The organism is Kribbella sp. NPDC048837, assembly GCF_055586945.1.
The window spans coordinates 306315-327667 of record NZ_JBVJHF010000009.1 but is presented as its reverse complement, the minus strand read 5'-3'; the positions used below and the strand labels follow the sequence as shown (position 1 = coordinate 327667).

General features: G+C 69.7%; 22 protein-coding genes. 17 read left to right on the top strand and 5 right to left on the bottom strand.

Features of this window, described 5'->3' with window-relative positions; genetic code table 11:
• Nucleotides 1-66: 66 nt before the first annotated feature.
• Complete coding sequence (locus tag ACZ6O0_RS36275; protein WP_465769571.1) at nt 67-1449, bottom strand: FAD-dependent monooxygenase; 1383 nt, start codon at nt 1447-1449, stop codon at nt 67-69.
• Nucleotides 1450-1513: 64 nt separating this feature from the next.
• Here ACZ6O0_RS36275 and ACZ6O0_RS36270 point away from each other — a divergent pair, with 64 nt between their 5' ends.
• From ACZ6O0_RS36270 to ACZ6O0_RS36260, 3 genes are read left to right on the top strand one after another with little or no spacing between them, the layout of a single operon-like run.
• On the top strand, nt 1514-2143 hold the full coding sequence (locus ACZ6O0_RS36270) for a TetR/AcrR family transcriptional regulator (protein ID WP_465769570.1): 630 nt from the start codon (nt 1514-1516) through the stop codon (nt 2141-2143).
• Between the two features lie 20 nt (nt 2144-2163).
• The gene (locus ACZ6O0_RS36265) at nt 2164-2931 is read left to right on the top strand and encodes an SDR family NAD(P)-dependent oxidoreductase (protein ID WP_465769569.1); all 768 of its coding nucleotides are present in this window, start codon (nt 2164-2166) and stop codon (nt 2929-2931) included.
• 15 nt (nt 2932-2946) lie between these two features.
• A complete protein-coding gene (locus ACZ6O0_RS36260; protein WP_465769568.1) occupies nt 2947-3951 on the top strand; it encodes a Gfo/Idh/MocA family protein in 1005 nt (334 codons plus the stop codon).
• On the opposite strand, the gene ACZ6O0_RS36255 is transcribed toward ACZ6O0_RS36260, so the two are convergent.
• Both ACZ6O0_RS36255 and ACZ6O0_RS36250 read right to left on the bottom strand, forming a co-directional pair.
• Nucleotides 3948-4736: an XdhC family protein gene (locus ACZ6O0_RS36255; protein WP_465769567.1), complete on the bottom strand. Its 789-nt coding sequence runs from the start codon at nt 4734-4736 to the stop codon at nt 3948-3950. The two genes, ACZ6O0_RS36260 and ACZ6O0_RS36255, sit on opposite strands and share 4 nt — an antisense overlap.
• Nucleotides 4733-5047 carry an XdhC family protein gene (locus ACZ6O0_RS36250; RefSeq protein WP_465769566.1) on the bottom strand — a complete coding sequence of 105 codons (315 nt, stop codon included), beginning with the start codon at nt 5045-5047 and terminating at the stop codon, nt 4733-4735. Before ACZ6O0_RS36250 ends, ACZ6O0_RS36255 begins: the two co-directional genes overlap by 4 nt.
• Before the next feature lie 172 nt (nt 5048-5219).
• On the opposite strand from ACZ6O0_RS36250, the gene ACZ6O0_RS36245 reads away from it, so the two are divergent.
• Genes ACZ6O0_RS36245 through ACZ6O0_RS36210 form a run of 8 tightly spaced genes read left to right on the top strand, consistent with a single transcriptional unit; the run spans nt 5220 to nt 13253 of the window.
• Entirely contained in the window at nt 5220-6110 is an 891-nt protein-coding gene (locus ACZ6O0_RS36245; protein ID WP_465769565.1) for an FAD binding domain-containing protein, read from the top strand.
• Nucleotides 6111-6112: 2 nt separating this feature from the next.
• Nucleotides 6113-6631 (top strand): (2Fe-2S)-binding protein, encoded by a 519-nt coding sequence (locus ACZ6O0_RS36240; RefSeq protein ID WP_465769564.1) that lies wholly within the window; start codon nt 6113-6115, stop codon nt 6629-6631.
• Nucleotides 6628-9021 (top strand): aerobic carbon-monoxide dehydrogenase large subunit, encoded by a 2394-nt coding sequence (locus ACZ6O0_RS36235; RefSeq protein WP_465769563.1) that lies wholly within the window; start codon nt 6628-6630, stop codon nt 9019-9021. The genes ACZ6O0_RS36240 and ACZ6O0_RS36235 overlap by 4 nt, the downstream gene beginning before the upstream one ends.
• A 7-nt stretch (nt 9022-9028) precedes the next feature.
• On the top strand, nt 9029-9916 hold the full coding sequence (locus tag ACZ6O0_RS36230) for an XdhC family protein (protein WP_465769562.1): 888 nt from the start codon (nt 9029-9031) through the stop codon (nt 9914-9916).
• A 5-nt stretch (nt 9917-9921) separates the two neighbouring features.
• Nucleotides 9922-10488, top strand: a complete 567-nt coding sequence (locus tag ACZ6O0_RS36225; protein WP_465769741.1) for a nucleotidyltransferase family protein — start codon at nt 9922-9924, stop codon at nt 10486-10488.
• Entirely contained in the window at nt 10485-11363 is an 879-nt protein-coding gene (locus tag ACZ6O0_RS36220; protein WP_465769561.1) for an AAA family ATPase, read from the top strand. The genes ACZ6O0_RS36225 and ACZ6O0_RS36220 overlap by 4 nt, the downstream gene beginning before the upstream one ends.
• The gene (locus ACZ6O0_RS36215; RefSeq protein WP_465769560.1) at nt 11360-12079 is read left to right on the top strand and encodes an SRPBCC family protein; all 720 of its coding nucleotides are present in this window, start codon (nt 11360-11362) and stop codon (nt 12077-12079) included. The genes ACZ6O0_RS36220 and ACZ6O0_RS36215 overlap by 4 nt, the downstream gene beginning before the upstream one ends.
• The gene (locus tag ACZ6O0_RS36210) at nt 12069-13253 is read left to right on the top strand and encodes a vWA domain-containing protein (protein WP_465769559.1); all 1185 of its coding nucleotides are present in this window, start codon (nt 12069-12071) and stop codon (nt 13251-13253) included. Before ACZ6O0_RS36215 ends, ACZ6O0_RS36210 begins: the two co-directional genes overlap by 11 nt.
• On the opposite strand, the gene ACZ6O0_RS36205 is transcribed toward ACZ6O0_RS36210, so the two are convergent.
• A complete protein-coding gene (locus tag ACZ6O0_RS36205) occupies nt 13237-14190 on the bottom strand; it encodes a LysR family transcriptional regulator (RefSeq protein WP_465769558.1) in 954 nt (317 codons plus the stop codon). The two genes, ACZ6O0_RS36210 and ACZ6O0_RS36205, sit on opposite strands and share 17 nt — an antisense overlap.
• 240 nt (nt 14191-14430) lie before the next feature.
• Between ACZ6O0_RS36205 and ACZ6O0_RS36200 the strand changes: the two genes are divergently transcribed.
• Nucleotides 14431-14805: a hypothetical protein gene (locus tag ACZ6O0_RS36200; protein WP_465769557.1), complete on the top strand. Its 375-nt coding sequence runs from the start codon at nt 14431-14433 to the stop codon at nt 14803-14805.
• A 46-nt stretch (nt 14806-14851) separates the two neighbouring features.
• Here ACZ6O0_RS36200 and ACZ6O0_RS36195 read toward each other — a convergent pair whose 3' ends face one another.
• Nucleotides 14852-15430, bottom strand: coding sequence for a CGNR zinc finger domain-containing protein (locus ACZ6O0_RS36195; protein ID WP_465769556.1), 579 nt, complete (start codon nt 15428-15430; stop codon nt 14852-14854).
• 99 nt (nt 15431-15529) lie between these two features.
• Between ACZ6O0_RS36195 and ACZ6O0_RS36190 the strand changes: the two genes are divergently transcribed.
• The 5 genes from ACZ6O0_RS36190 (at nt 15530) to ACZ6O0_RS36170 (ending at nt 21350) form a co-directional block, all read left to right on the top strand.
• Nucleotides 15530-16435 carry a pyridoxamine 5'-phosphate oxidase family protein gene (locus ACZ6O0_RS36190; RefSeq protein ID WP_465769555.1) on the top strand — a complete coding sequence of 302 codons (906 nt, stop codon included), beginning with the start codon at nt 15530-15532 and terminating at the stop codon, nt 16433-16435.
• 173 nt (nt 16436-16608) lie between these two features.
• Entirely contained in the window at nt 16609-17466 is an 858-nt protein-coding gene (locus ACZ6O0_RS36185) for an alkaline phosphatase family protein (RefSeq protein WP_465769554.1), read from the top strand.
• A gap of 64 nt (nt 17467-17530) precedes the next feature.
• A complete protein-coding gene (locus tag ACZ6O0_RS36180; protein ID WP_465769553.1) occupies nt 17531-18787 on the top strand; it encodes an MFS transporter in 1257 nt (418 codons plus the stop codon).
• On the top strand, nt 18784-19767 hold the full coding sequence (locus tag ACZ6O0_RS36175; RefSeq protein ID WP_465769552.1) for a TolB family protein: 984 nt from the start codon (nt 18784-18786) through the stop codon (nt 19765-19767). The genes ACZ6O0_RS36180 and ACZ6O0_RS36175 overlap by 4 nt, the downstream gene beginning before the upstream one ends.
• Nucleotides 19768-19829: 62 nt before the next feature.
• On the top strand, nt 19830-21350 hold the full coding sequence (locus ACZ6O0_RS36170) for a carboxylesterase/lipase family protein (RefSeq protein ID WP_465769551.1): 1521 nt from the start codon (nt 19830-19832) through the stop codon (nt 21348-21350).
• Nucleotides 21351-21353: the final 3 nt, after the last annotated feature.

Below are 21353 nucleotides of genomic sequence, written 5' to 3'. Positions count from 1 at the left end.
GCTGAGAAGACCACCGTAGATGGGTCCTGACATGAACGTCAATAGTTCGACATTGCCGTCAATCTCCTACAGGTGCGGGCCGAACCAGTTTGTTAGGGCAGCGGGGATTTGTGTGGGGTCCGCGCAGCAGAGCACGCCGTCCGGGCGGATCAGGAGGGATTCGTGTTCGCCGTCGGGCTTGGCGTGGACGACCTGGACGGACCAGGTGGGTGGCCAGGGGTGGTTGGTGAAGTCGAGGAGGAGGGGGTGGCCGGGGTGGAGGAGCGTGGAGAGGCGGGTGGGGCAGTCGGGGGTGATCAGGTCGAGGTCGGGGATTCGGTCGGGGGCGTCCAGGCCGGACATCAGGCCGGCGAGGTAGCGGTTGGCGTCGGGGAGACGCATGAGGTCGGTGAAGATCTCGCGGAGTTCGACGACGTCGTCGCTCGGGCCGGGGAGGGCGAAGACGCGTTGCGCCGCGGTGTGGCGCAGTACGCGCGCAGCCATGGGATGCCGCTCGGTCTGGTAGGTGTCGAGGACGTCGGCCGTGCCGTGCACCGCGGCGGCGAGTTTCCAGCCGAGGTTGAAGGCGTCCTGGACACCGAGGTTGAGGCCCTGCCCACCGAACGGCGGGTGGATGTGCGCGGCGTCCCCGGCGAAGAAGATCCGCCCATGGCGGTAGGACTCCAGTTGCCGGGTCGCGTCGCCGAACTCCGATGAGTTGAGGACCTCCGCGAGCCTGGTCTCCTCGCCGTACAAGGCGGTGAGCGCGGACTGCGTCTCGTCCGGGGAGGCGACTCCGTCCCAGCCGAAGGTGAACCGGTACTTGCCCTCGCCGACCGGCACGAGCATGCCCCAGTAGTCGTCACCCTGCTTGGTCATCGTGCTGAAGTGACCGGCGATGGTCGGCACCTGGTCGGACACCGAGGACAGTCGTACGTCGGTGAGCACCGCGCGGAACGTACCCGGCCGGCCGGGGAACGGTACGTCGAGGAGCCGGCGGACCGTACTGTGCGCACCGTCGCATGCCACGAGATAGCGGGCCCGCAACGTGTCCCCGCCGGCGGTGACGGTCACGCCATCGTGGTCCTGTTCGACCCCGCCGACCTCGACGCCACGACGTACGCCAGCTCCGCGGGCGACAGCGGCGTACTCGAGTTCTTCTTCGACGATCCACTGCGGGACCGAGATCGGGTACGGGTGCCGGGTGTTCCACGGCGACGCGTCGAGCGGGACCGGGAGTCCGGCGAAGTGGCCGCCGACCTGCTCGCGCGGGAGTTCGCGGGCCTTGATCGGGCCGAGCAGTCCGCGCATGTCCAGCACCTCGGCCGTGCGGGCCTGCAGCGCGCCACCCTTCGTCTGCTCGATCCGCGCGTCCAGCCGCTCGAGGACGGTCACGCCGACTCCGGCGAGCGCTAGCTCGTAGGCCAGCATCAGGCCGGTCGGTCCGGCTCCCGCGATCAGCACATCCATGAGAACTCCCCTCAGTGCAAAAGTAGACTGAGTGCAGAATAGCACTCGGTGCTAGCATCCCGGCATGGCGTTGCGTGAGCGGAAGAAGACCCGCACCCGGGAGGCGATCTCGACGGCGGCCATCGAGCTGTTCGTCGAGCACGGTTTCGACCAGGTGTCGATCACCCAGGTCGCGGAGGCCGCGGACGTCTCCCGGCGGACCCTCTTCGCGTACTTCCCGACCAAGGAGGACCTCGTCGTCCACCGCTTCGCCGACCACGAAGGCGAGGCCGCCCGGGTCGTCCGCGCCCGTCCCGCCGATCGGTCACCACTGACCGCTGTCCACGAGCACTTCGTCGACCGTCTCCGCGCCCACGATCCGGTCACCGGCCTCACCGACCGCCCCGACGTACTCGCCCTCTACCGGCTGCTCCGCAGCACGCCGGCACTGATGGCCCGCATGCTGCAGTTCAACGAGACCTCCGAGCGGGAGCTGGCCGCCGCCCTCCACGAGACCGCCGCCACGCCCGAACTCACCGCCCGCCTGGCGGCCGCCCAGATCAACGCTGTCCAATGGACCCTGGCGATCACCAACTACGATCGCTGCGCATCCGGCATCACAGCTCCCAACGCCCTCCCCGCGGCCGTCAAAGCCGCCAACCAAGGCTTCGCTCTCCTCTCCACCGGCCTGGCCCCACTCTGGCCGGCCCCCTGACCATGAACGGAAAGGACGCCATGAACGCGATGCAGAAGTTCTCCCTCGAGGGCAAGGTCGCTCTCGTCACCGGCGGCAACCGGGGCCTCGGCCGCGCGATGGCCGAAGCGCTCGGCGATGCGGGTGCGGCGGTCGCGGTCACCGCGCGAACTCTCGCCGCGGCCCGGGCCGCCGCCGACGAGCTGACCGCGCTCGGCATCCGTGCGTACGGCGTACAGCTCGAGGTGTCCGATGTCGAGGACGTCGAACGCGCGGTCGAGCAGGTGAGCACCGAGTTCGGCGAGATCGACGTGTTGCTGAACAACGCCGGCATCGGCGTGGCCGGCCGGGCCTTCGAGACACCCGATGACGCCTGGCACGAGGTGTTCTCCGTGAACGTCGACGGCGTCTGGTACTGCAGTCGCGCGGTCGGACGCCGGATGGCGGAGCGGGGCGGTGGCACGATCGTCAACGTCGGTTCGATGTCGGCCGAGATCGTCAACCAGCCGCGGTGGCAGGCGTCGTACCTGTCGTCCAAGGCCGCCGTCCATCAGTTGACCAAGGCGCTGGCGGCCGAGTGGGCGCCGCACGGGATCCGCGTGAACGCGATGGCGCCGGGGTATTTCCTCACGGAGATGTCGCCCGTCGACCAGCCGGAGTACAAGGAGTGGTGCGTCGATCCCGCCGCCATGAAGCGCTACGGGCTGCCGCCGGAGCTGGGGCCGGTGGCGATCTTCCTGGCGAGCGAGGCGTCCAGCTTCATGACCGGCTCGATCGTCAAGGTCGACGGCGGCTTCACGCTGTTCTGAGCTGAAAGGCTTTTCATGGTAACCATTGGCATCGTCGGCGCCGGACTGCGCGGAAGGCTGTTCGCCGAAGCTCTCGAGGCACAGCCGGACGTCACGGTCGTCGGCCTCGCGGAGCCCTCGGCCAAGGTGGCCGAGGAGGCGAGGAGCGCCACCGGCCTCCCTGTCACCGCGTCGCATCTCGAGTTGCTCGAGGCATTCGATCCGGACGCCGTGATCGTGGCGACGCCGGACTTCGCCCACCGTCAGATCGCCGTCGACGTGGCCGCAGCCGGTAAGCATCTGCTGATCGAGAAGCCGGTCGCCACCAACCTGGACGACGCCCATGCCATCGCTGCGGCGGTTCATCGCTCGGGCGTTCGATGCCTCGTCGGCTTCGAGAACCGCTGGAACCCGCACGTGGTGCAGGCCAAGGCGGCGATGGCGTCCGTCGGCGAGCCGATCACGGCATCAGCCACCCTGAGCAACTCCTACTTCGTACCGACGACCATGCTGTCGTGGGCGGCTCAGTCGTCGCCGGCCTGGTTCCTCATGCCGCACACCGTCGACCTCGTCCTGTGGCTCACCGGCCGGAAGCCCGTGTCGGTGAGTGCGGTCGGATCGCGTGGTGTCCTCGCCAAGCGCGGCATCGACACGTGGGACGTCGTACACGCCCTGGTCAGCTTCGACGACGGCTCGACCGCGACACTCTCCTCCGCCTGGACCCTCCCCGACGCCGGCGACGGCATCGTCGACTTCCGCTTCCAGGTGATCGGCACCGAAGGCTCGGTGACCGCCGATCTCTCCCATCAGGGCCTCACCGTGGTGACCGACAAGCACCGCTCCGCCTGGCCCGTCTCCGGCCGGATCGGCCGATCCCAGGTCGGCCCCGCCGTATGGATGGTCCAGGACTTCGCCGCCGGCCTCATCGACGGCGCCGACCTCGGCCCAGGCATCGACCACGGCGTCCTGGTCACCGAACTCATCTGCGCCATCGAGAACTCGATCACCACCGGAGAGAGGGTGAACCTGACGAAGGACTAGTGGTGGATCGGGGTGGTGAGGTGGGTCAGGGGGCGGATGAGGTCGAGGCCGGCGCGGTGGGCGATGATCTCGGCGCAGATCGAGATCGCGGTCTCCTCGGGGGTGAGGGCGCCGATGTCCAGGCCGATCGGCGCGTGCAGGCGGTCGAGGGATTCCGGCGGAACGCCCTCGGCGCGGAGGCGTTCCAGGCGGTCGCGGTGGGTGTTGCGGCTGCCCATGACGCCGAGGTAGCCGACCTCCGTGGCGAGCGCGGCGACGATCGCGGGTACGTCGAACTTCGCGTCATGGGTGAGGACGCACACCGCGTCCCGGGTGGTCAGGCTCGGCCCGATCCGGGCGAGGAACCGCTGGGGCCAGTCCACGACGACCTCGTCGGCCTGCGGGAAGCGCGCCCGGGTGGCGAAGATGGGCCGCGCGTCGCACACCGTCACGGAGTACTTGAGCAAGGTGGCGGCTTGGGACAGCGCGGCGGCGAAGTCGACGGCACCGAAGATGATCATCCGCCTCGGTGCCGTGAACGACTCGACGAACACCGTGAGATCGGTCTGCGCCGGCTCGCCGTGGCGTCCGTAGTGCCGCACACCGGTCAGGCCCGCCGCGAGCGCACCGAGCGCGTCCCGGCTGACGCGCTCGTCCAGCGCCTCGTCGCCGAGGCTTCCGAATTGTTCACCCTCGGCCGTGATCAGCAGCTTGGCTCCGGTCCCGGGTCCGTCGATCACGGTGACGAGGACGACGGGCCGCCGGGTGCGCAGTGCCTCGGCGAGTTCGGCGTACACGTTCCTCACCAGTCGAGCGGCTCGACGAACACGTGGATCGTGCCGCCGCAGGTGAGACCGACGGCGAACGCCTCGCTGTCGGAGTACCCGAACGTGTGGACCGAACGCTGACCAGTCGTGAAGACCTCCTCGGCCGCGGTGACCAGGGCGCCCTCGATACAGCCGCCCGAGACCGACCCGGTGACCTCCAGACGGTCGTTGACCGCCATCGCCGCGCCGGGTCCGCGCGGACCCGACCCTTCCAGGTCCACGACTCGCGCGAGGACGACGGCCCGGCCGTCGGCCCGCCACCGGTCGATGTCGTCGAGCAGATCGCGCATCCCGCCTCCTTCCGGTACGTCGAAACTAGCCCGGACGGACCCCGAACGAGGCCGCGAGCGATTGTCCGGGGCAAGTCCCGCCTGGGCACCTAAGCGATGCCTTAGGTAGTCGTTGACAGTAGGCCTGCGGAGCGGTGACATCGAGGTGTCAGCGTCGACGAAGGGGCCCGTCATGCAGGTTCCAGCACCATTCGAGTACGAGCGCGCCACCAGTGTTGACAACGCCGTCGAGCTGCTCGACCGGCTGGGAAGCTCGGCCCGGCTGGTCGCCGGCGGGCACAGCCTGCTGCCGATGATGAAGCTCCGGCTGGCCAACTTCGAGTACCTGATCGACATCAACGACCTGCACGACGAGCTCGGCCGGATCACGGTCACGCCGGACGAAGTGCGGGTGGGGGCGATGACCCGGCATCGCGAACTGCTCGAGTCCGCCGAGCTGGCCCGGCTGTTCCCGATCTTCGCCGACGCCGAGCGGGTGATCGCCGATCCGGTTGTCCGCAACCGTGGCACCATCGGCGGCTCGCTGTGCCAGGCGGATCCGTCCGAAGACCTCTCGGCGGTCTGTACGACGCTCGACGCCAGTTGCGTGATCCGAGGAACGTCCGGTGTGCGCGTCGTGACCATGGACGAGTTCTACCGGGGCCCGTACGAGACGGCCGTCGGCGACGGCGAGATCCTCACCGAGGTGCGGTTCCCGATCCGTCCGGGCGGCTCCAGCGCGTACTACAAGGTCGAACGCCGCGCGGGCGACTGGGCCGTCGTCTCCGCCGGCGCCGCGGTGTGGATCTCCGACGGCTTGATCGCCGACGCCCGGGTCGGTCTGGCCGCGGTGGGACCGAACACGACCGGCATCCCGGCGATCTCCGAGGCCTTGCGCGGACACGCGCCGTCCGAGGACCTGTTCCGCCGGGCCGGTCAGCTCGCCGCCGCGGCGAGTGAGCCAGTGACCGACATGCGCGGCAGCGCGGAGTACAAGCGGCACCTGGCCGCCGAGCTCACCACACGAGCTCTCCGCACGGCAGTCCAGCGGTACGCCGAACGCTCCGGGGAAGAGAGGCGCTGACCATGCAGGTGACGATGACCGTGAACGGCGAGGAAGTCTCGGCCGAGATCGAGGGCCGCACGCTGCTCGTGCACTTCCTCCGGGACCACCTGCGGCTGACCGGGACGCACTGGGGCTGTGACACCAGCAACTGTGGGACCTGCGTGGTCTGGATGGACGACGAGCCGGTGAAGTCGTGCACCGTCCTGGCCGCGATGGCCGGCGGGCACGACGTACGGACCGTCGAAGGACTGGAGACCGAGGACGGACTCGATCCGGTCCAGCAAGGCTTCATGCAGTGCCATGGTCTGCAGTGCGGCTTCTGTACGCCGGGGATGATGATGACCGCCCGGGCACTGCTCGACCGCAACCCCGATCCCTCCGAGCAGGAGATCCGCGAGGCGATCTCGGGGCAGATCTGCCGCTGCACCGGCTACGCGACCATCGTCCGGTCGATCCGCTGGGCGGCCACCCATCCGGACGGCGCACAACCCGCCGACGCCGCGGCGTCCGAGCCCGAGCCCGCCGGGAGCCCCGCATGACCACCACACCGACCCGTCCCACCGAGACGTTCGACGACAACGACCAGAAGCCGCTCGGTCACGGCCGGATGCTGCGCAAGGAGGACCCGCGGTTCATCCGCGGCCTGGGCAAGTACGTCGACGACATCCAGCTGCCCGGCATGCTGCATCTCGCCGTCCTGCGCTCGCCGCTGGCGCACGCGCGGATCGTCAGCATCGACGTCACCGCCGCACAGGCCCACCCGAAGGTGAAGGCCGTCATCACCGGCGCCGATCTCGCGGCCAAGGGTCTGGCCTGGATGCCGACGCTGTCGAACGACGTACAGGCCGTGCTGGCCACCGACAAGGTGCGGTTCCAGGGCCAGGAGGTCGCGGTCGTCGTCGCCGAGGACCGCTACTCGGCCCGCGACGCGCTCGAACTCATCGACGTCGAGTACGACGCGTTGCCGCCGGTTGTGGACGCGAGGACCGCGTTGGCCCCGGACGCGCCGGTGATCCGTGACGACCTGGACGGCAAGACCGACAACCACTGTTTCGACTGGGAGACCGGGGACGCCGCGGCCACCGAGGAGGTCATGTCGCGGGCCGACGTGGTGGTGACCGAGGACATCGTCTACCCCCGCGTCCACCCGGCCCCGATGGAGACCTGCGGCTGCGTCGCGGACTTCGACCGCGTCGACGGCAAGCTGACGCTCTGGACGACGAGCCAGGCGCCGCACGCCCACCGGACCGTCTACGCACTCGTCTCCGGTCTGCCGGAGCACAAGATCCGGGTGATCGCTCCCGACATCGGCGGCGGTTTCGGCAACAAGGTGCCGATCTACCCCGGCTACGTCTGCGCGATCGTCGCGTCCCTCGTGCTCGGCAAGCCGGTCAAGTGGATGGAGGACCGCTCGGAGAACCTGATCAGCACCGGCTTCGCCCGCGACTACATCATGCGCGGTGAGATCGCGGCGACGCGGGAAGGCAAGATCCTCGCGATCCGGACCAACGTGCTCGCCGATCACGGCGCGTTCAACGGCACGGCGGCCCCGGTGAAGTACCCGGCCGGCTTCTTCGGTGTGTTCACCGGCAGCTACGACCTCGAGGCGGCGTACTGCAAGATGACCGCCGTCTACACCAACAAGGCACCGGGTGGTGTCGCGTACGCCTGCTCGTTCCGGATCACCGAGGCGGTCTACCTGGTCGAGCGGCTGGTCGACTGTCTCGCGTACGACCTGCAGATGGACCCGGTCGAACTGCGGCTGCGCAACTTCATCCGGCCCGAACAGTTCCCGTACCAGAGCAAGACCGGCTGGGTGTACGACTCCGGCGACTACGAGAAGACGATGCGGTTGTCGATGGAACTGGCCGGGTACGACGACCTCCGCCGCGAGCAGGCCGAACGGCTGGCCCGGGGCGAGCTGATGGGGATCGGCGTCTCGTTCTTCACCGAGGCGGTCGGTGCCGGGCCACGCAAGGACATGGACATCCTCGGCCTCGGGATGGCCGACGGCTGTGAGCTGCGGGTCCACCCGACCGGGAAGGCCGTGGTCCGGTTGTCGGTGAAGACCCAGGGCCAGGGCCACGAGACGACGTTCGCGCAGATCGTCGCCGAGGAGATCGGCATTCCGCCCGACGACATCGAGGTGGTGCACGGCGACACCGACAACACGCCGTTCGGGCTCGGTACGTACGGCAGCCGTTCCACCCCGGTCTCCGGTGCGGCAGCCGCCCTGGTCGCGCGCAAGGTGCGGGACAAGGCCCGGATCATCGCCTCCGGGATGCTCGAGGTCTCGGTCGCGGACCTGGAGTGGACGAAGGGTTCGTTCCATGTGAAGGGCGACCCGGGGACCGCCGTCACCATCCAGGACATCGCGATGCGCGCGCACGGCGCGGGCGACCTGCCCGACGGCATCGAGGGCGGCCTCGAAGCACAGATCTGCTACAACCCGGAGAACCTCACCTACCCGTACGGCGCCTACATCTGCGTCGTCGACATCGATCCCGGCACGGCCGAGGTCAAGGTACGGCGCTTCGTCGCGGTGGACGACTGTGGGACGCGGATCAACCCGATGATCATCGAGGGCCAGATCCACGGCGGACTCACCGACGGCGTCGGCATGGCCCTGATGGAGATGATCGCCTTCGACGAGGACGGCAACTGCCTCGGCGGATCGCTGATGGACTACCTGATCCCGACCGCGCTGGAGGTCCCGGACTGGGAGACCGGGTACACCGTGACCCCGTCACCGCATCACCCGATCGGCGCGAAGGGCATCGGTGAATCCGCCACCGTCGGGTCGCCGGCCGCGGTCGTCAACGCCGTCGTGGACGCGCTCAAGCCGTTCGAGATCCGGCACGCCGACATGCCGCTCACGCCGTCGCGCGTCTGGGATGCCATGCAGGGCCACCCGCGGCCCCCGGTGTGAGGTGCCGATGAAGACAGTGGTCGCAGGGCGGATCGCCGAGCTCACCGGTGCGCGCGTACCGTTCGTGCACGCCACCGTCGTCCGCGCGGAGCACCCGACGTCGGCGCGGCCCGGTGACGACGCGATCGTGCTCGCGGACGGCTCGGTGGAGGGGTTCGTCGGTGGTGTCTGCGCCGAGGGATCGGTGGTGTCGGCCGCACTCACCAGCCTCACCGACGGGCGCGCCGTCCTGCTGCGGGTGCTCCCCTCCGAGTCGGATGCCTTCCCGGACGTGCCCGGCGCCGTGGTTGCGACCAATCCCTGCCTGAGCGGCGGCGCGCTGGAGATCTTCCTGCAGCCACAGATCCCGCCGCCGTTGCTCGCCATCTCGGGATCGACTCCGATCGCCGAGGCGATCGCCGCGGTCGGGGCCGCGGCCGGCTTCGCCATCGATCGGCTCGAGGGCACCGAGCCGCCGTCGCCGGGCACGCTGGCGGTCGTGGTGGCCGGGCTCGGCCGGGGCGAAACCGAGCCACTGCGGGCCGCGCTCGACGCCGGTGTCGGCTTCGTCGGATTGGTTGCCAGTAGCAAGCGTGGTCGCGCGGTGCTGGCCGAGCTCGGCCTGACCGACGAGGAGACCGCGCGGGTCCGGACCCCGGCCGGCCTGGATCTGGGCGCCGAGACACCTGGGGAGATCGCGCTCTCCGTTCTCGCGGACATCGTGCGCTCGGCGCGGCAGGAGGGTCTCGTCCCGGCGCCCGGACAGCGGGCAGTGACCGCGCAGGCCGTGGATCCGGTCTGCGGCATGTCCGTGGTGATCACACCGGACACGCCGCAACTGGAGGTCGACGGCACCACCTACTGGTTCTGCGGCACCGGCTGCCGTGAGGCGTACGCCGCGCAGGTCGCGGGTTGAGCGGCATGTTCGTCACCGGACTCGTGCTCGCGGCGGGAGGGTCGCAGCGGTTGGGTCAACCGAAGCAACTCCTGCCCTATCGCGGCATGACCTTGCTGGACGCCGTACTGCGGACCGCGCGGGCGTGCGCGTTCGACCAGTTGCTCGTCACCCTCGGGGGTGCCGCCGAGCAGGTCCGGGAGGTGGTCGACCTGACGGGGACCGAGGTCGTGCTCAATCCGTCCTACGGCACCGGCTGCTCGTCGTCGATCGTCACCGCACTCGGCGCGATCGATGTCCGCTCGGCCGGCGTCGTACTCCTGCTGGGCGATCAACCCGGAGTCAGCGCTCAGTCGGCCCGGGCGGTGATCCGACCGGAGGCGCCGATCGCTGTCTGCCGGTACCGCGACGGCATCGGTCATCCCTTCTGGTTCGCGCGGTCGGTGTTTCCCGAGCTGGCGAACCTGCATGGGGACAAGGGGATCTGGCGGCTGATCGAGTCGGGTCGTCATGCGGTCATCGAGGTTCCGGTCGACGCGGAAGTACCGGCCGACGTGGACACCTGGGCCGACTACGAAAGCCTGCTCGGATGACGGCGCCGTTCCGGGATCCCGAGGAGGTCGTCACGCGGTTCGACGAGGCCGGGCACCTGCTCGACGACGGCACCGCGACGGCGCTCTACCTCGCCACGACCCTCCCCCGGCCGCTCTTGCTCGAAGGTGAGCCAGGGGTCGGTAAGACGACGTCGGCGCTCACGCTGGCGACGGTCCTCGGCACGTCGCTGATCCGGTTGCAGTGCTACGAAGGGCTCACCGCGCGAGAAGCCTTGTACGAGTGGAACTACCAGCGTCAGCTGCTCGCGATCCGGCTGGCCGAATCCCGGCACGACCGGCTCGAGGACGCCGACCTGTTCACCGCCGAGTTCTTGATCGAGCGGCCGATCCTGCGCAGCGTGACGGCGACCGGACCGGTGCCACCGGTGCTGCTGCTCGACGAGATCGACCGGGCCGACGACGAGTTCGAGGCGCTGCTGCTGGAGTTCCTCGGCGAGGCGTCGGTGACGATCCCCGAGCTGGGGACGTTCGCCTCCGCGCGGCCGCCGTACGTCGTCCTCACCTCGAACCGCAGCCGCGAGCTGCACGACGCGCTCCGGCGCCGGTGTCTCTACCACTGGATCGAGTTCCCGTCTCCCGAGCGCGCGGTCCGGATCGTCCGGCGCCGGATCCCGGCAGCCGCCGAACCGCTGGTCCGCAGCGTCACCGACTTCGTCGGGCGGGCACGGCAGCTGGATCTCGACAAACCGCCGGGGCTGGCCGAGACGATCGACTGGGTGGCCGCGCTGAGCGCCCTCGGTGTCAGCTCGCTCGGCCGCGACGACGCGCTCCGGACCCTGTCGGCGATCGCCAAGTCGCCCGACGACGTGGATGCCATGACCGAACTGTTCGAACCGAGCGAGGGCACAGCATGAAGATCACCCACGAGTTCACCGTGAGCGTACCGCCGGCCGAGGCCTGGGCGGTGCTGACCGACCTCGAGGCGATCGCGCCGTGTATGCCGGGCGCGAGCCTGACCGGGTTCGACGGCGAGACCTACCAGGGCAAGGTCCGGGTCAAGCTCGGACCGGTGATCAGCGACTTCGGCGGCACCGCCCGGTTCACCACGAAGGACGATGCGACGCACCACGCGGTGATCGATGCCAAGGGCAAAGACTCTCGCGGGGCCGGGAACGCGTCCGCCCGGATCACCGCGGACCTCAGGCCCGATCCGGCCGGCACCGTGGTGAGTGTCGACACAGACCTGACCATCTCCGGCAAGGTCGCCCAGTTCGGCAGCAGCATGATCAAGCAGGTCTCCGAAAAACTCCTCGGCGAGTTCACCACCTGCCTGGAGGCCAAGCTGGCGGCGGGCGCGCTGGGCTCAGGGGCAGAACAAGCGACCGCACCGGCTCCGGCGCAGCACTCCGCGGCGAGCGACGGGCAGGCACCCGAGCATGCAGCCGGCCAAGCGGCCGGCACGGTGGCGGCGGATCAGGCAGAACCCTCGGCCGCGGCTCCGGGCAGCGCCGAGGAGCCGGCTCCGCTCGATCTTATGCAGCTGGCAGGTGGGTCGGTGGCTCGACGAGTGGTGCCTGTGCTCGTGGGCGTCGTGGTCGTGGGTGTGGTGATCTACTTCCTTGTCCGATGAGGCTGCCCTCTTCCGCGCGGTGGACCGCGCGGCCTTCGCCGTGGCGTTCTCGGAACGGCTGCGGCGAGCAGGAGCTGCCGTCGATCTCACCGCGACGGAGATCTTCACCGAGGCCCTGACCGTGATCCCGGCTCCCGACCGGCGCCGGTTGTACTGGCTCGGGCGGGTCACCCTGGTTCGCCGCCGGCAGGATCTCGACAAGTACGACGCCGTGTTCGCCGCCGTCTTCACCGACGCGATCATCCCGGTCGACCCGCAGGCCCGGCGCCGGCCACTCGACTCCCCCCTTGCGCGAGCTGCCGGCCACACCTCGTCACCGACGTCGGCGGCTCAGGACGGCGCAGGGCTGCCGTGGATCACCATGCCCGCGGCCACCGGCCGCGCCGACGACGCGAACACCGGTCTCGCCGTACCCGAACGGCTTCCGAGCGCACTGGCCGGGCTGCACGACACCCCGTTCGATGCGCTCGACCCGGTGCAGTTGGCGGAGGTCGGTGCCTGGCTCGAAAGCGCCCGCGAGCACTGGCCGACTCGTCGTACCCGCCGCTTCGCGACGCGCAGCCGCGGGACGATGATCGATCTGCGGGCCACGATGGCACGCTCACGCAGTACCGGCTGGGAGCCCACCGAGCTGGTTCGTACCGGGCCCGTCCACAAGCCCCGGCGACTGGTCATGCTGTGCGATGTCAGCCAGTCGATGCAGGCCTTCATCACGCCGTACCTGCATCTGATGCGCGCGGCAACGATCAGCGCCGACGCGGAGGTGTTCGCGTTCGGGACCACGTTGACCCGGCTCACCGCCGTACTCGCGCATCGCGACGTCACCGTGGCCGTCGACCAGGCGACACACCTGGTCGCGGACCGCTTCGGCGGGACCCGGATCGCCACCAACCTGGGCACGCTGCTGAAGTCGAGGTACGGCGCACTCGTCCGTGGTGCGGTGGTGATCATCGCCTCCGACGGCTGGGACAGCGACGACCCCGGGCAGCTGGCGCGGACCATGGCACGACTGGCCCGGCGCGCCCATCGAGTGATCTGGCTGAACCCACGCGTCGCCGTACCCGGCTACCAGCCGCTCACCGGCGCTCTGGTCGCCGCGCTCCCCTACTGCGACGCACTGCTGCCCGGCAACACCCTCGACGCCCTAGCCGAGGTGGTCAACTCCACAAGGTGACGTGGATCGACGGCCGGAAATGCCCGATTGTCACCCCTGCTCCCCGCAGCATCGCCTGGGTGGCGCGCGGCGTGGTGATGAACCGAGTCAACTCGGCGGCGGCGGGTACGACGGCATGCGCGGGCAGCGTCATCGCGCTCCAGACCCCGCTCATCGTCAGTCCACGACCGGTGACGATCGTCAGCCGGCCACTCGACACGTCACCGGCGGCCGCGGACGAGAGTGCGACCGCGACTCCCCCGTCACGCTTGGCCTCCTCGATCGCGGCCGCGTGACTCTGGAAGATCCGTTGCCGCGACTCCGGAACCTCCAGCTTGCGCAGCATCGCCGCGACCGCGCCGTCCGTGACCGCCGAGGGCCCCAGCAACCAGGTCTGCTCCCGCAGCAACGCCGGCCGGGCCGGGCCGATCGCCGCGGGATGCGCACTGCCGGCGACGACGACCAGGCGGTAGTTGAGGAACGGAATCCGCCGGATCGACTCCGGCAGGTCCGGCGGAACAGGGCCTAGGGCAACGTCCACCGAGCGTTCGGACAGCAGGGCCGCGAACTCGCGCGGATGGTGCACGCTCAGCTCGACGTCCAGGTCGTCGGCCCGGCCGGCGAACAACTCGATCAGGCCCGGCGCGGCATGTTCCGCGAACAACGTCGAGGACGCGATCCGCATCAGCCGCCGGCCGCGACCGGCCTGACTCACCTCCTGGATCGTTCGGTTCTGCAGTCCGAGTAGTTCGACGGCGCGGCTGGCCAGCCGCAGTCCGCCGGGAGTGAAAGCGAGGCCCGACGCGGTCCGGGTGAACAGCTGGTCCCCGAGCTCCTTGCGCAGTTGGGCGACGTGCAGCGAGACAGCTGCCTCGGTGACCTGGAGTTCGACGGCAGCGGCCTTCACCGAACCGAGGCGGACAACGGCAGAGAACGCGCGGAGCTGAGTAGGCGTCATCGTGTCGCCATCGTAGAGCCGCACTCCAGCCGGTGTCGTCAGGCTGGCGTGGACCGCCAGTACCCGTAGAGGCCGCCACCCCGCAACACCCGGAGCAGCTCCGGGTTCTAGATGCGGTCCTTGGGGATCTGGCGGTCGTTGACCAGGAGACGGCGCGCGCCGCTGGCGAGCTCGGACTCCTCGGGGATCGCCCGAAAGTCCGGCCACCAGTAGGTTTCCGCAACCGACGGCGCGGCGACGATGACCCTGCGTGTCAGGTCCGGCGAGGAGAGGGGACAGCATGGGGACCGCACTCTCGAGTCGGTCATCGGCCGCTTCCACGAACTCGCGCGGTCTTTGGCTGCTACCCCCGACCTGCAGGACTCCGAGGCGGACCTGACCTCGGCGCTCGCCCGGCTCGACCACCAGTCCTCGCTCGAGGTGGTGGCGCTCTCCGGCGGCACTCCGACGCACGCGTACGTCGCGAACCCGGCGTACTGGCCCAGCCTCCGCCTCCTCGCCGACGCCCTGTCCACCATCACCGGATGGTCCAGGGTCCCCGCCGTACGCACCGGCAACGTCCTCCCCTGGAACCCGGAACCACCCCTGACCACGAAGCAGCCGCCACCTTCGTGAACACCTTGGCCGCCCGCTAACCGTTGCTCTACGCAACGACAGTCCGTCAGCGCGTGGCCTTGCGGATGGATTGGTAGTGGCGGGCGGCTCGGGTTCGGTTGCCGCAGGAGATGGAGCACCACTCGCGGCGGGGGTGGGTTTTGGCGAAGTAGAGGACGCAGCCGGGGGCGTAGCAGGCGCGGAGGGTTGTGCCCTCGTCGGTGACGAGGTGCTGGGTCTCGCGGGCGACGTGGGCGAGGGCTGTGGTGATCGGGGAAGCGGTGGGAGCGGCCGCCAGGTGGAGGCCGTGCTTGGTGAGGTGGAGTTGGGTCGGCGGGAGTTTGGTGGCCGCGGTGTTGAGCGTGCCGACTGCTTGCTCGACGGTCATCGAGGACGTGGCCGGGCGTTCGTCGGCGGTGACGTAGGCGGCGAGGCGGCGTACGGCGTCGCGGAGGTGGACGGCGCGGCGGAACTCGGCCGGCGTGGCCTCGGCGCCCTGACGGTCGAGGCCGACCGCGTCCAGCCAGGCATCGACGTCGGCCGGTTCGGTGAAGTCGTCGTGCCGGCCGGCGGTGTCGGCCCAGATCGTGGCGGTCAGGCGGATCGGGGTCGGCTCGTCGGGGAGCAACCAGGCGCGTGCGGGCACGGGAGAAACATTATCACGGATAAACCGGCTTGCATCCGTTAGAAGAATCGGCTACAACTTCTAACGGATAGGTAGTTGTTCATCCGTGAGGGAGATCACATGGGCGACGTGGGCTTTCATGCCGGGGAGCTGGCGGTGCAGCGCAAGGCCGGCACGGGGCAGGAGGCGGCGCGGTTGTCGCCGATGCTCGAGCCGGTGCAACTGTCGCGCGGGATCGCCGGCTTCCTGGCCGATCGGACCTTCCTGGTCATCACGGGTCGCGACGGTGGTGGCCGGCTGTGGACGTCACCGCTGACGGGGCCGGCCGGGTTCATCGAGGTGCGATCGGCGACCGAGGTCGCCGTCCACGCGTCGCCGGTCGAGGGCGACCCGCTGCACGGGATCGCGGCGGGGCAGAAGATCGGGATGACGGCGATCGAGTTCGCCGCGCGACGGCGGGTGCGGCTCAACGGGACGCTGACCGCGGCCGGCGGGTCGCTGGTCGTCGAGATCGAGCAGGCGTTCGGCAACTGCCCGCAGTACATCCAGCAGCGGCTCCTCGCGCCCGACGACGCCCGCCCGGGCAAGGCCGACGTACGGCGTGACACGACGCTCGCCCCGGAGGACGTCGAGCTGATCCGCCACGCGGACACGTTCTTCCTCGGGACGATCAACCCCGAGCGCGGCGCCGACACCTCACACCGCGGCGGCCCACCCGGCTTCGTCCGCGTCGACGACAGGGGCCTGTGGTGGCCGGACTACCAGGGCAACAACCTCTTCAACAGCTTCGGCAACCTGGAGGTCAACCCCGAGGCCGCGCTGCTCTTCTTCGACTTCCCCACCGGCCGCACCCTCCACCTCTCCGGCACCACCTCCATCGAATGGGGCCCCAAGGGCCGCCCCGGCGACGACGCCAACACCGGCCGCATCGCCCGCTTCACCCCGGCACACCTCGTCGCCGCCCAGCTCCTCCCCGCCCACGAGCTAGCCCACGCCCCCTACCCCCGCAACCCGCCCCTCAGCTAGGACGGCCCACCGTCACGGTGTGCGAGCGGGTGGTTCTTCTCGGCGATCGTTCGGTGTTCACCTCTCGCACATCTGGGGTGCTCGCGGGGTTGGGTGGGGGGCGGTCGGGGGCTCGCAGAATTGGCGCGGCCCTGACGGCGATCGGGGCCGGCCCATCCTTGTGAGGAGGATTCGTGATACGGAAGCGCATTGCGGTCGCGGTGGTGGCGGCCGCGGCTCTGATCGGTTCGGCGACGGCGGTGATCAGTACTGCCACCTCGCCGACCGCGCAAGCGGCGACGAGCGTGCCGGCGTTCGATCACATCGTGCTGGTGAAGTTCGAGAACCACGCGTACTCGCAGATCAACGGCAGCTCCAGCGCCCCCTACTTCAACAGCCTGGCCGCCCAGGGCGCGAAGTTCACCCAGGCGTACGGCGTCACCCACCCCAGCGAGCCCAACTACCTGGCGATCTTCTCCGGGTCGACCCAGGGCGTCACCGACGACAGCTGCCCGCACACCTACAGCGGCAACAACCTCGGCAAGCAGCTGATCGCCGCGGGCAAGACCTTCAAGGGCTACTCCGAGAGCATGCCCTCCGACGGGTACACCGGCTGCTCGAGCGGCCAGTACAGGCGCAAGCACAACGGCTGGGTCAACTTCACCAGCGTGCCCGCGGCCAGCAACGTCCGGTTCAGCACCTTCCCGAGCTCGGCGAACTACGCCAGCCTTCCCACCGTGTCGTACGTGACCCCGAACATGTGCAACGACATGCACGACTGCTCGGTCGGCACCGGTGACACCTGGCTGAAGAACAACCTGGACGCGTACGCGCAGTGGGCCAAGACGCACAACAGCCTGCTGATCGTCACGTTCGACGAGGACAACGGCGGTTCGTCGAACCACATCTTCACCACGTTCGTCGGCGCCCACACCCAGGTCGGCTCGTTCTCCAACCAGATCAACCACTACAACGTGCTGAGCACCATCGAGAGCGCGTACGGGCTCTCCCACCTCAACTCGGCGTCAGAGATCACCAACGTCTGGAACTGACCCCGATCCGCTCGCGGGCGTACGTCGTACGTCCGCGAGCGGACTCACTCCCCGGAGGTGGCCCATGTACCTGTCCACGATCGACCAGCCGCACGCCGGCAAACCGCTCCGCCGGCGGGCGATGCTGCTGGTGAGCGGCAACGTCTTCGCGCTCGGCGCGGTCAGCCTGGTCACCGACATCTCCTCGGAGATGGTGACCGCGGTGCTTCCGGTATACCTCGTGCTCGGCCTGCACCTGAGCCCTGCCCTGTACGGCGTGATCGACGGCACATACACCGGTGCGACCGCTGTGCTCCGGCTGGTCGGTGGGTACGTCGCCGACCGAGCTCGCCGCCGCAAGCTCATCGCAGGGCTCGGCTACGGACTGTCGGCCGCGGCTAAACTGGGATTGCTTGCCGCGGGCAACGCTGTCGGCGCACTCGGCGCGGTGATCGCGATCGACCGGACCGGCAAGGGTTTGCGGACGGCGCCACGCGACGCGCTGATCACCCTGTCGACGCCGCCGCAGCTGTACGGCCGGGCGTTCGGCGTCCACCGGATGATGGACACCATCGGGGCCTTCACCGGGCCGCTGGTCGCACTCGGCATCCTGGCCGCCACCGGCCAGGCGTACGACGCAGTGTTCGTGGCGAGCTTCTGCATCGCCGCCTTCGGAGTACTCGTGCTCGTGCTGTTCGTGCGGGACCACCGCGACGAACAGCCGGCCAAGGGAACGGTGACGCCCTCCGCGTTGCGCGGCCTGCTGCGGATGGCGCCCGTACGGCGGCTGGTGCTCGCTGCGGGACTGGCCGGGATGGTGACCATCGGCGACGGCTTCGTCTACCTGCTGCTGCAGCGGCGGGAGGAGCTGAGCATCGGCTGGTTCCCGTTGCTTGCCGTGGGCACCAATCTCTCCTACCTGGTGCTGGCCGCGCCGCTGGGTGTGCTGGCCGACAAGATCGGCCGGCTGAAGGTCGTGCTCGGCGGCTACACCGCGCTCCTTTTGGTATACCTCCTGCTGTTCGGACCGTTCGGCGGCTGGCCGCTGCTCGTGGTGGTGCTCGCGCTGTACGGCGTCTTCTACGCATCCACCGACGGTGTGTTGATCGCCCTGGCGGGACCGGCGCTGCCAACCGCCTTGCGCACAACGGGAATCGCGCTGATCCAGACCGGCCAAGCGTTGGCATACCTCCTCTCGTCGGTGCTGTTCGGACTGGCGTGGACCGTGTGGGGACCGGCGAGCGCGACCCGGATCGCTGCGGCCCTGGTCGCGGTGGCGATGCTCGTGGTGGCCCTGCTGCTCCGTGGTATACCAAACACGTCCACAGAGGAGCAGGCGTGACGCGGCGCGTGCTGGTCGCCGTACTCGGGGCGTTGCTGCTGACCGCGGTCGCCATCGGGTACGGCGCGGTCGCGGTGACACGTGAGCACACACCGGTGGCCGCCGCGGCCAATGGGCTGAGCCTCGCGGCCGGGCCGCGGATCCTGTTCCGCAGTACTGAGCCCGACAGCAAGGGTCACCTGGCGGTGGTGGCCAAGGACCATCCGGACGGGCCACGCTCGGTGTCAACACTGAGCTGCCTGCGGGTGTACGCCGCCGGAGGAACCGGCGTGTGTCTGCGCCAGGACGGCGCGCTCAGCACCTTCCAGGCCGCGATCCTCGACCAGAATCTCCAGGTGGAGAAGGCGATCCCGCTCGTCGGCGTCCCGAACCGTACGCGCGTCTCCGCGGACGGGCGCATGGTGGCCTGGACCGTGTTCGTCGCCGGCGACTCCTACAATCACGGACGGTTCTCCACCCGCGCCGGGCTGATCGACCTGAAGAGCGAGGAGACGCTCGACTCGCTCGAGTTCCTCTCCGTCACGCTCGACGGCCACCCCTACACCGCAGCCGACCTGAACTTCTGGGGCATCACGTTCGCCGCCGACGACAACCACTTCTACGCCACGATGTCCACCGCCGGGCACCGCTACCTCGTGGAAGGCGACGTCGCCGCCAAGACCGTACGCACGATCGCACAGAACGTGGAATGCCCGTCGCTGTCCCCCGACGGCAAGCGCATCGCCTTCAAATCAGCGATCGACGGCGACCCCACCAAGGGCTGGCACCTGTCGGTCCTCGACCTGGCATCCGGCGTCCGCACCCCGCTCGCCGAAACCCGCAGTGTCGACGACCAACCCTCCTGGCTGGACCCCAACACCATCGGCTACGCCATCCCCCGAGGCACCGACGACGCCGACATCTGGACAGTCCCCGCCGACGGCACCGGCACCTCACACCTCCTCATCCCCCACGCCGAGTCCCCCGCCGCCCTGCAGTAATTGGCTTGCTTGACGGATCGCGTGCGTTGGATGCTCGGCGCGGGTAGGGAGAGGAAGGCGACGTGGCCAGCAACGGGTCGTCGGAAGTTCGCACGGTGGCGGGCGTACTGCGCGGCAGCCGGGAGGCCGGCCTCGCAGTCTTTCGCGGGATTCGGTACGCCGAGCCGCCGGTCGGCGTACTCCGGTTCGCGGCACCGCAGCCGGTGCGCGGCTGGGACGGCGTACGCCCGGCGGTCGCGTTCGGACCACCGCCACCGCAGTCCGGCTTGCTCGGGACCTCCCAGGACATCGCCGGCGACGATTGGTTGACGCTGAACGTCTGGACGCCAGAGCTCGACCCGGCGGCAGGGCTCCCGGTGATGGTGTGGATCCCTGGCGGCGGTTATGTCACGGGGAACTCCAGCCTCCCGGAGTACAACGGCGGGCGCCTGGCCCGGAGCGGAGTCGTGGTCCTGACCATCAACTACCGCCTCGGGATCGAGGGCTTCGCCCAGCTCGAAGGAGCGCCCGCCAACCGCGGTCTGCTCGACCAGGTCGCGGCCTTGCAGTGGGTGCGCGACAACATCCGGGACTTCGGCGGCGACCCGGACCGGGTCACGGTCTTCGGGGAGTCGGCCGGCGGCGGATCGGTCGCCGCGCTGCTCGCCATGCCGCGCGCCGCCGGGCTCTTCCACCGAGCGATCGCACAGAGCGTGCCGGGCACGTTCTTCTCCCCCGAGTTGGCCGCTGACATCGCCTCCGCCTGCGCAGCCGAGCTGGGCCTGCGGCCGACAGTGTCCGACCTGTCAGCGGTGCCCCCGGACCGGCTGCACGCCGCGGGCGACGCGATCTCCGCCACAACGATCCAATGGCGGGAGCGCTGGGGTCAGATCACCCACCGGCCGATCCCCTTCGCACCGGTCGTCGACGGCGACGTCCTACCGGCAACCCCTTGGCAGGCACTGGCCGACGGCGCCGCCCGGGACATCGCACTGCTGGTCGGTCACACCCGCGACGAACACCGGCTGTTCAGCCTGATCGACGGCGTCCTCGGCCAGGTCACCCCCGAGCAGACCGAGACCGCTCTGCAGATGCTCGCCCCCGGCCCGGACGGCGTACGCCGCTACCGCGAGGCGTTCCCGTCCGCGTCCGACGAGGAACTGTACGAACTGGTCAACGAGGACTGGCTGTTCCGCATGCCGAGCCTCCACCTCGCCGACGCGCAGCTCACCGGCGGCGGTCAGGCCCACCTCTACGAACTGACCTGGCCCGCCCCCGGACTGGGCGGCGGCCTCGGCGCCTGCCACGGCCTCGACATACCTCTCGTCTTCGGCAACCTGACCAGCGGACAACCCGCAGTACTCATCGGCGACCCGCCTTCCCCGGACGCGGAAGACCTCTCCGCCCAGTTCCGCCGAGCCTGGACGGACTTCGCCACCCGCGGCACCCCAGGCTGGCCCCCGTACGACGCCACCCACCGCCTCACCCAACTCTTCGACGCCCCGCCAGCGGTCACCACCTACCCAGAGGAAACGTCCCGCCTCCTCTGGCAGCACCACACCTTCCTGCCTCTCCCCCTTACCGCACATCCGCGCGGCGTCTAGAGC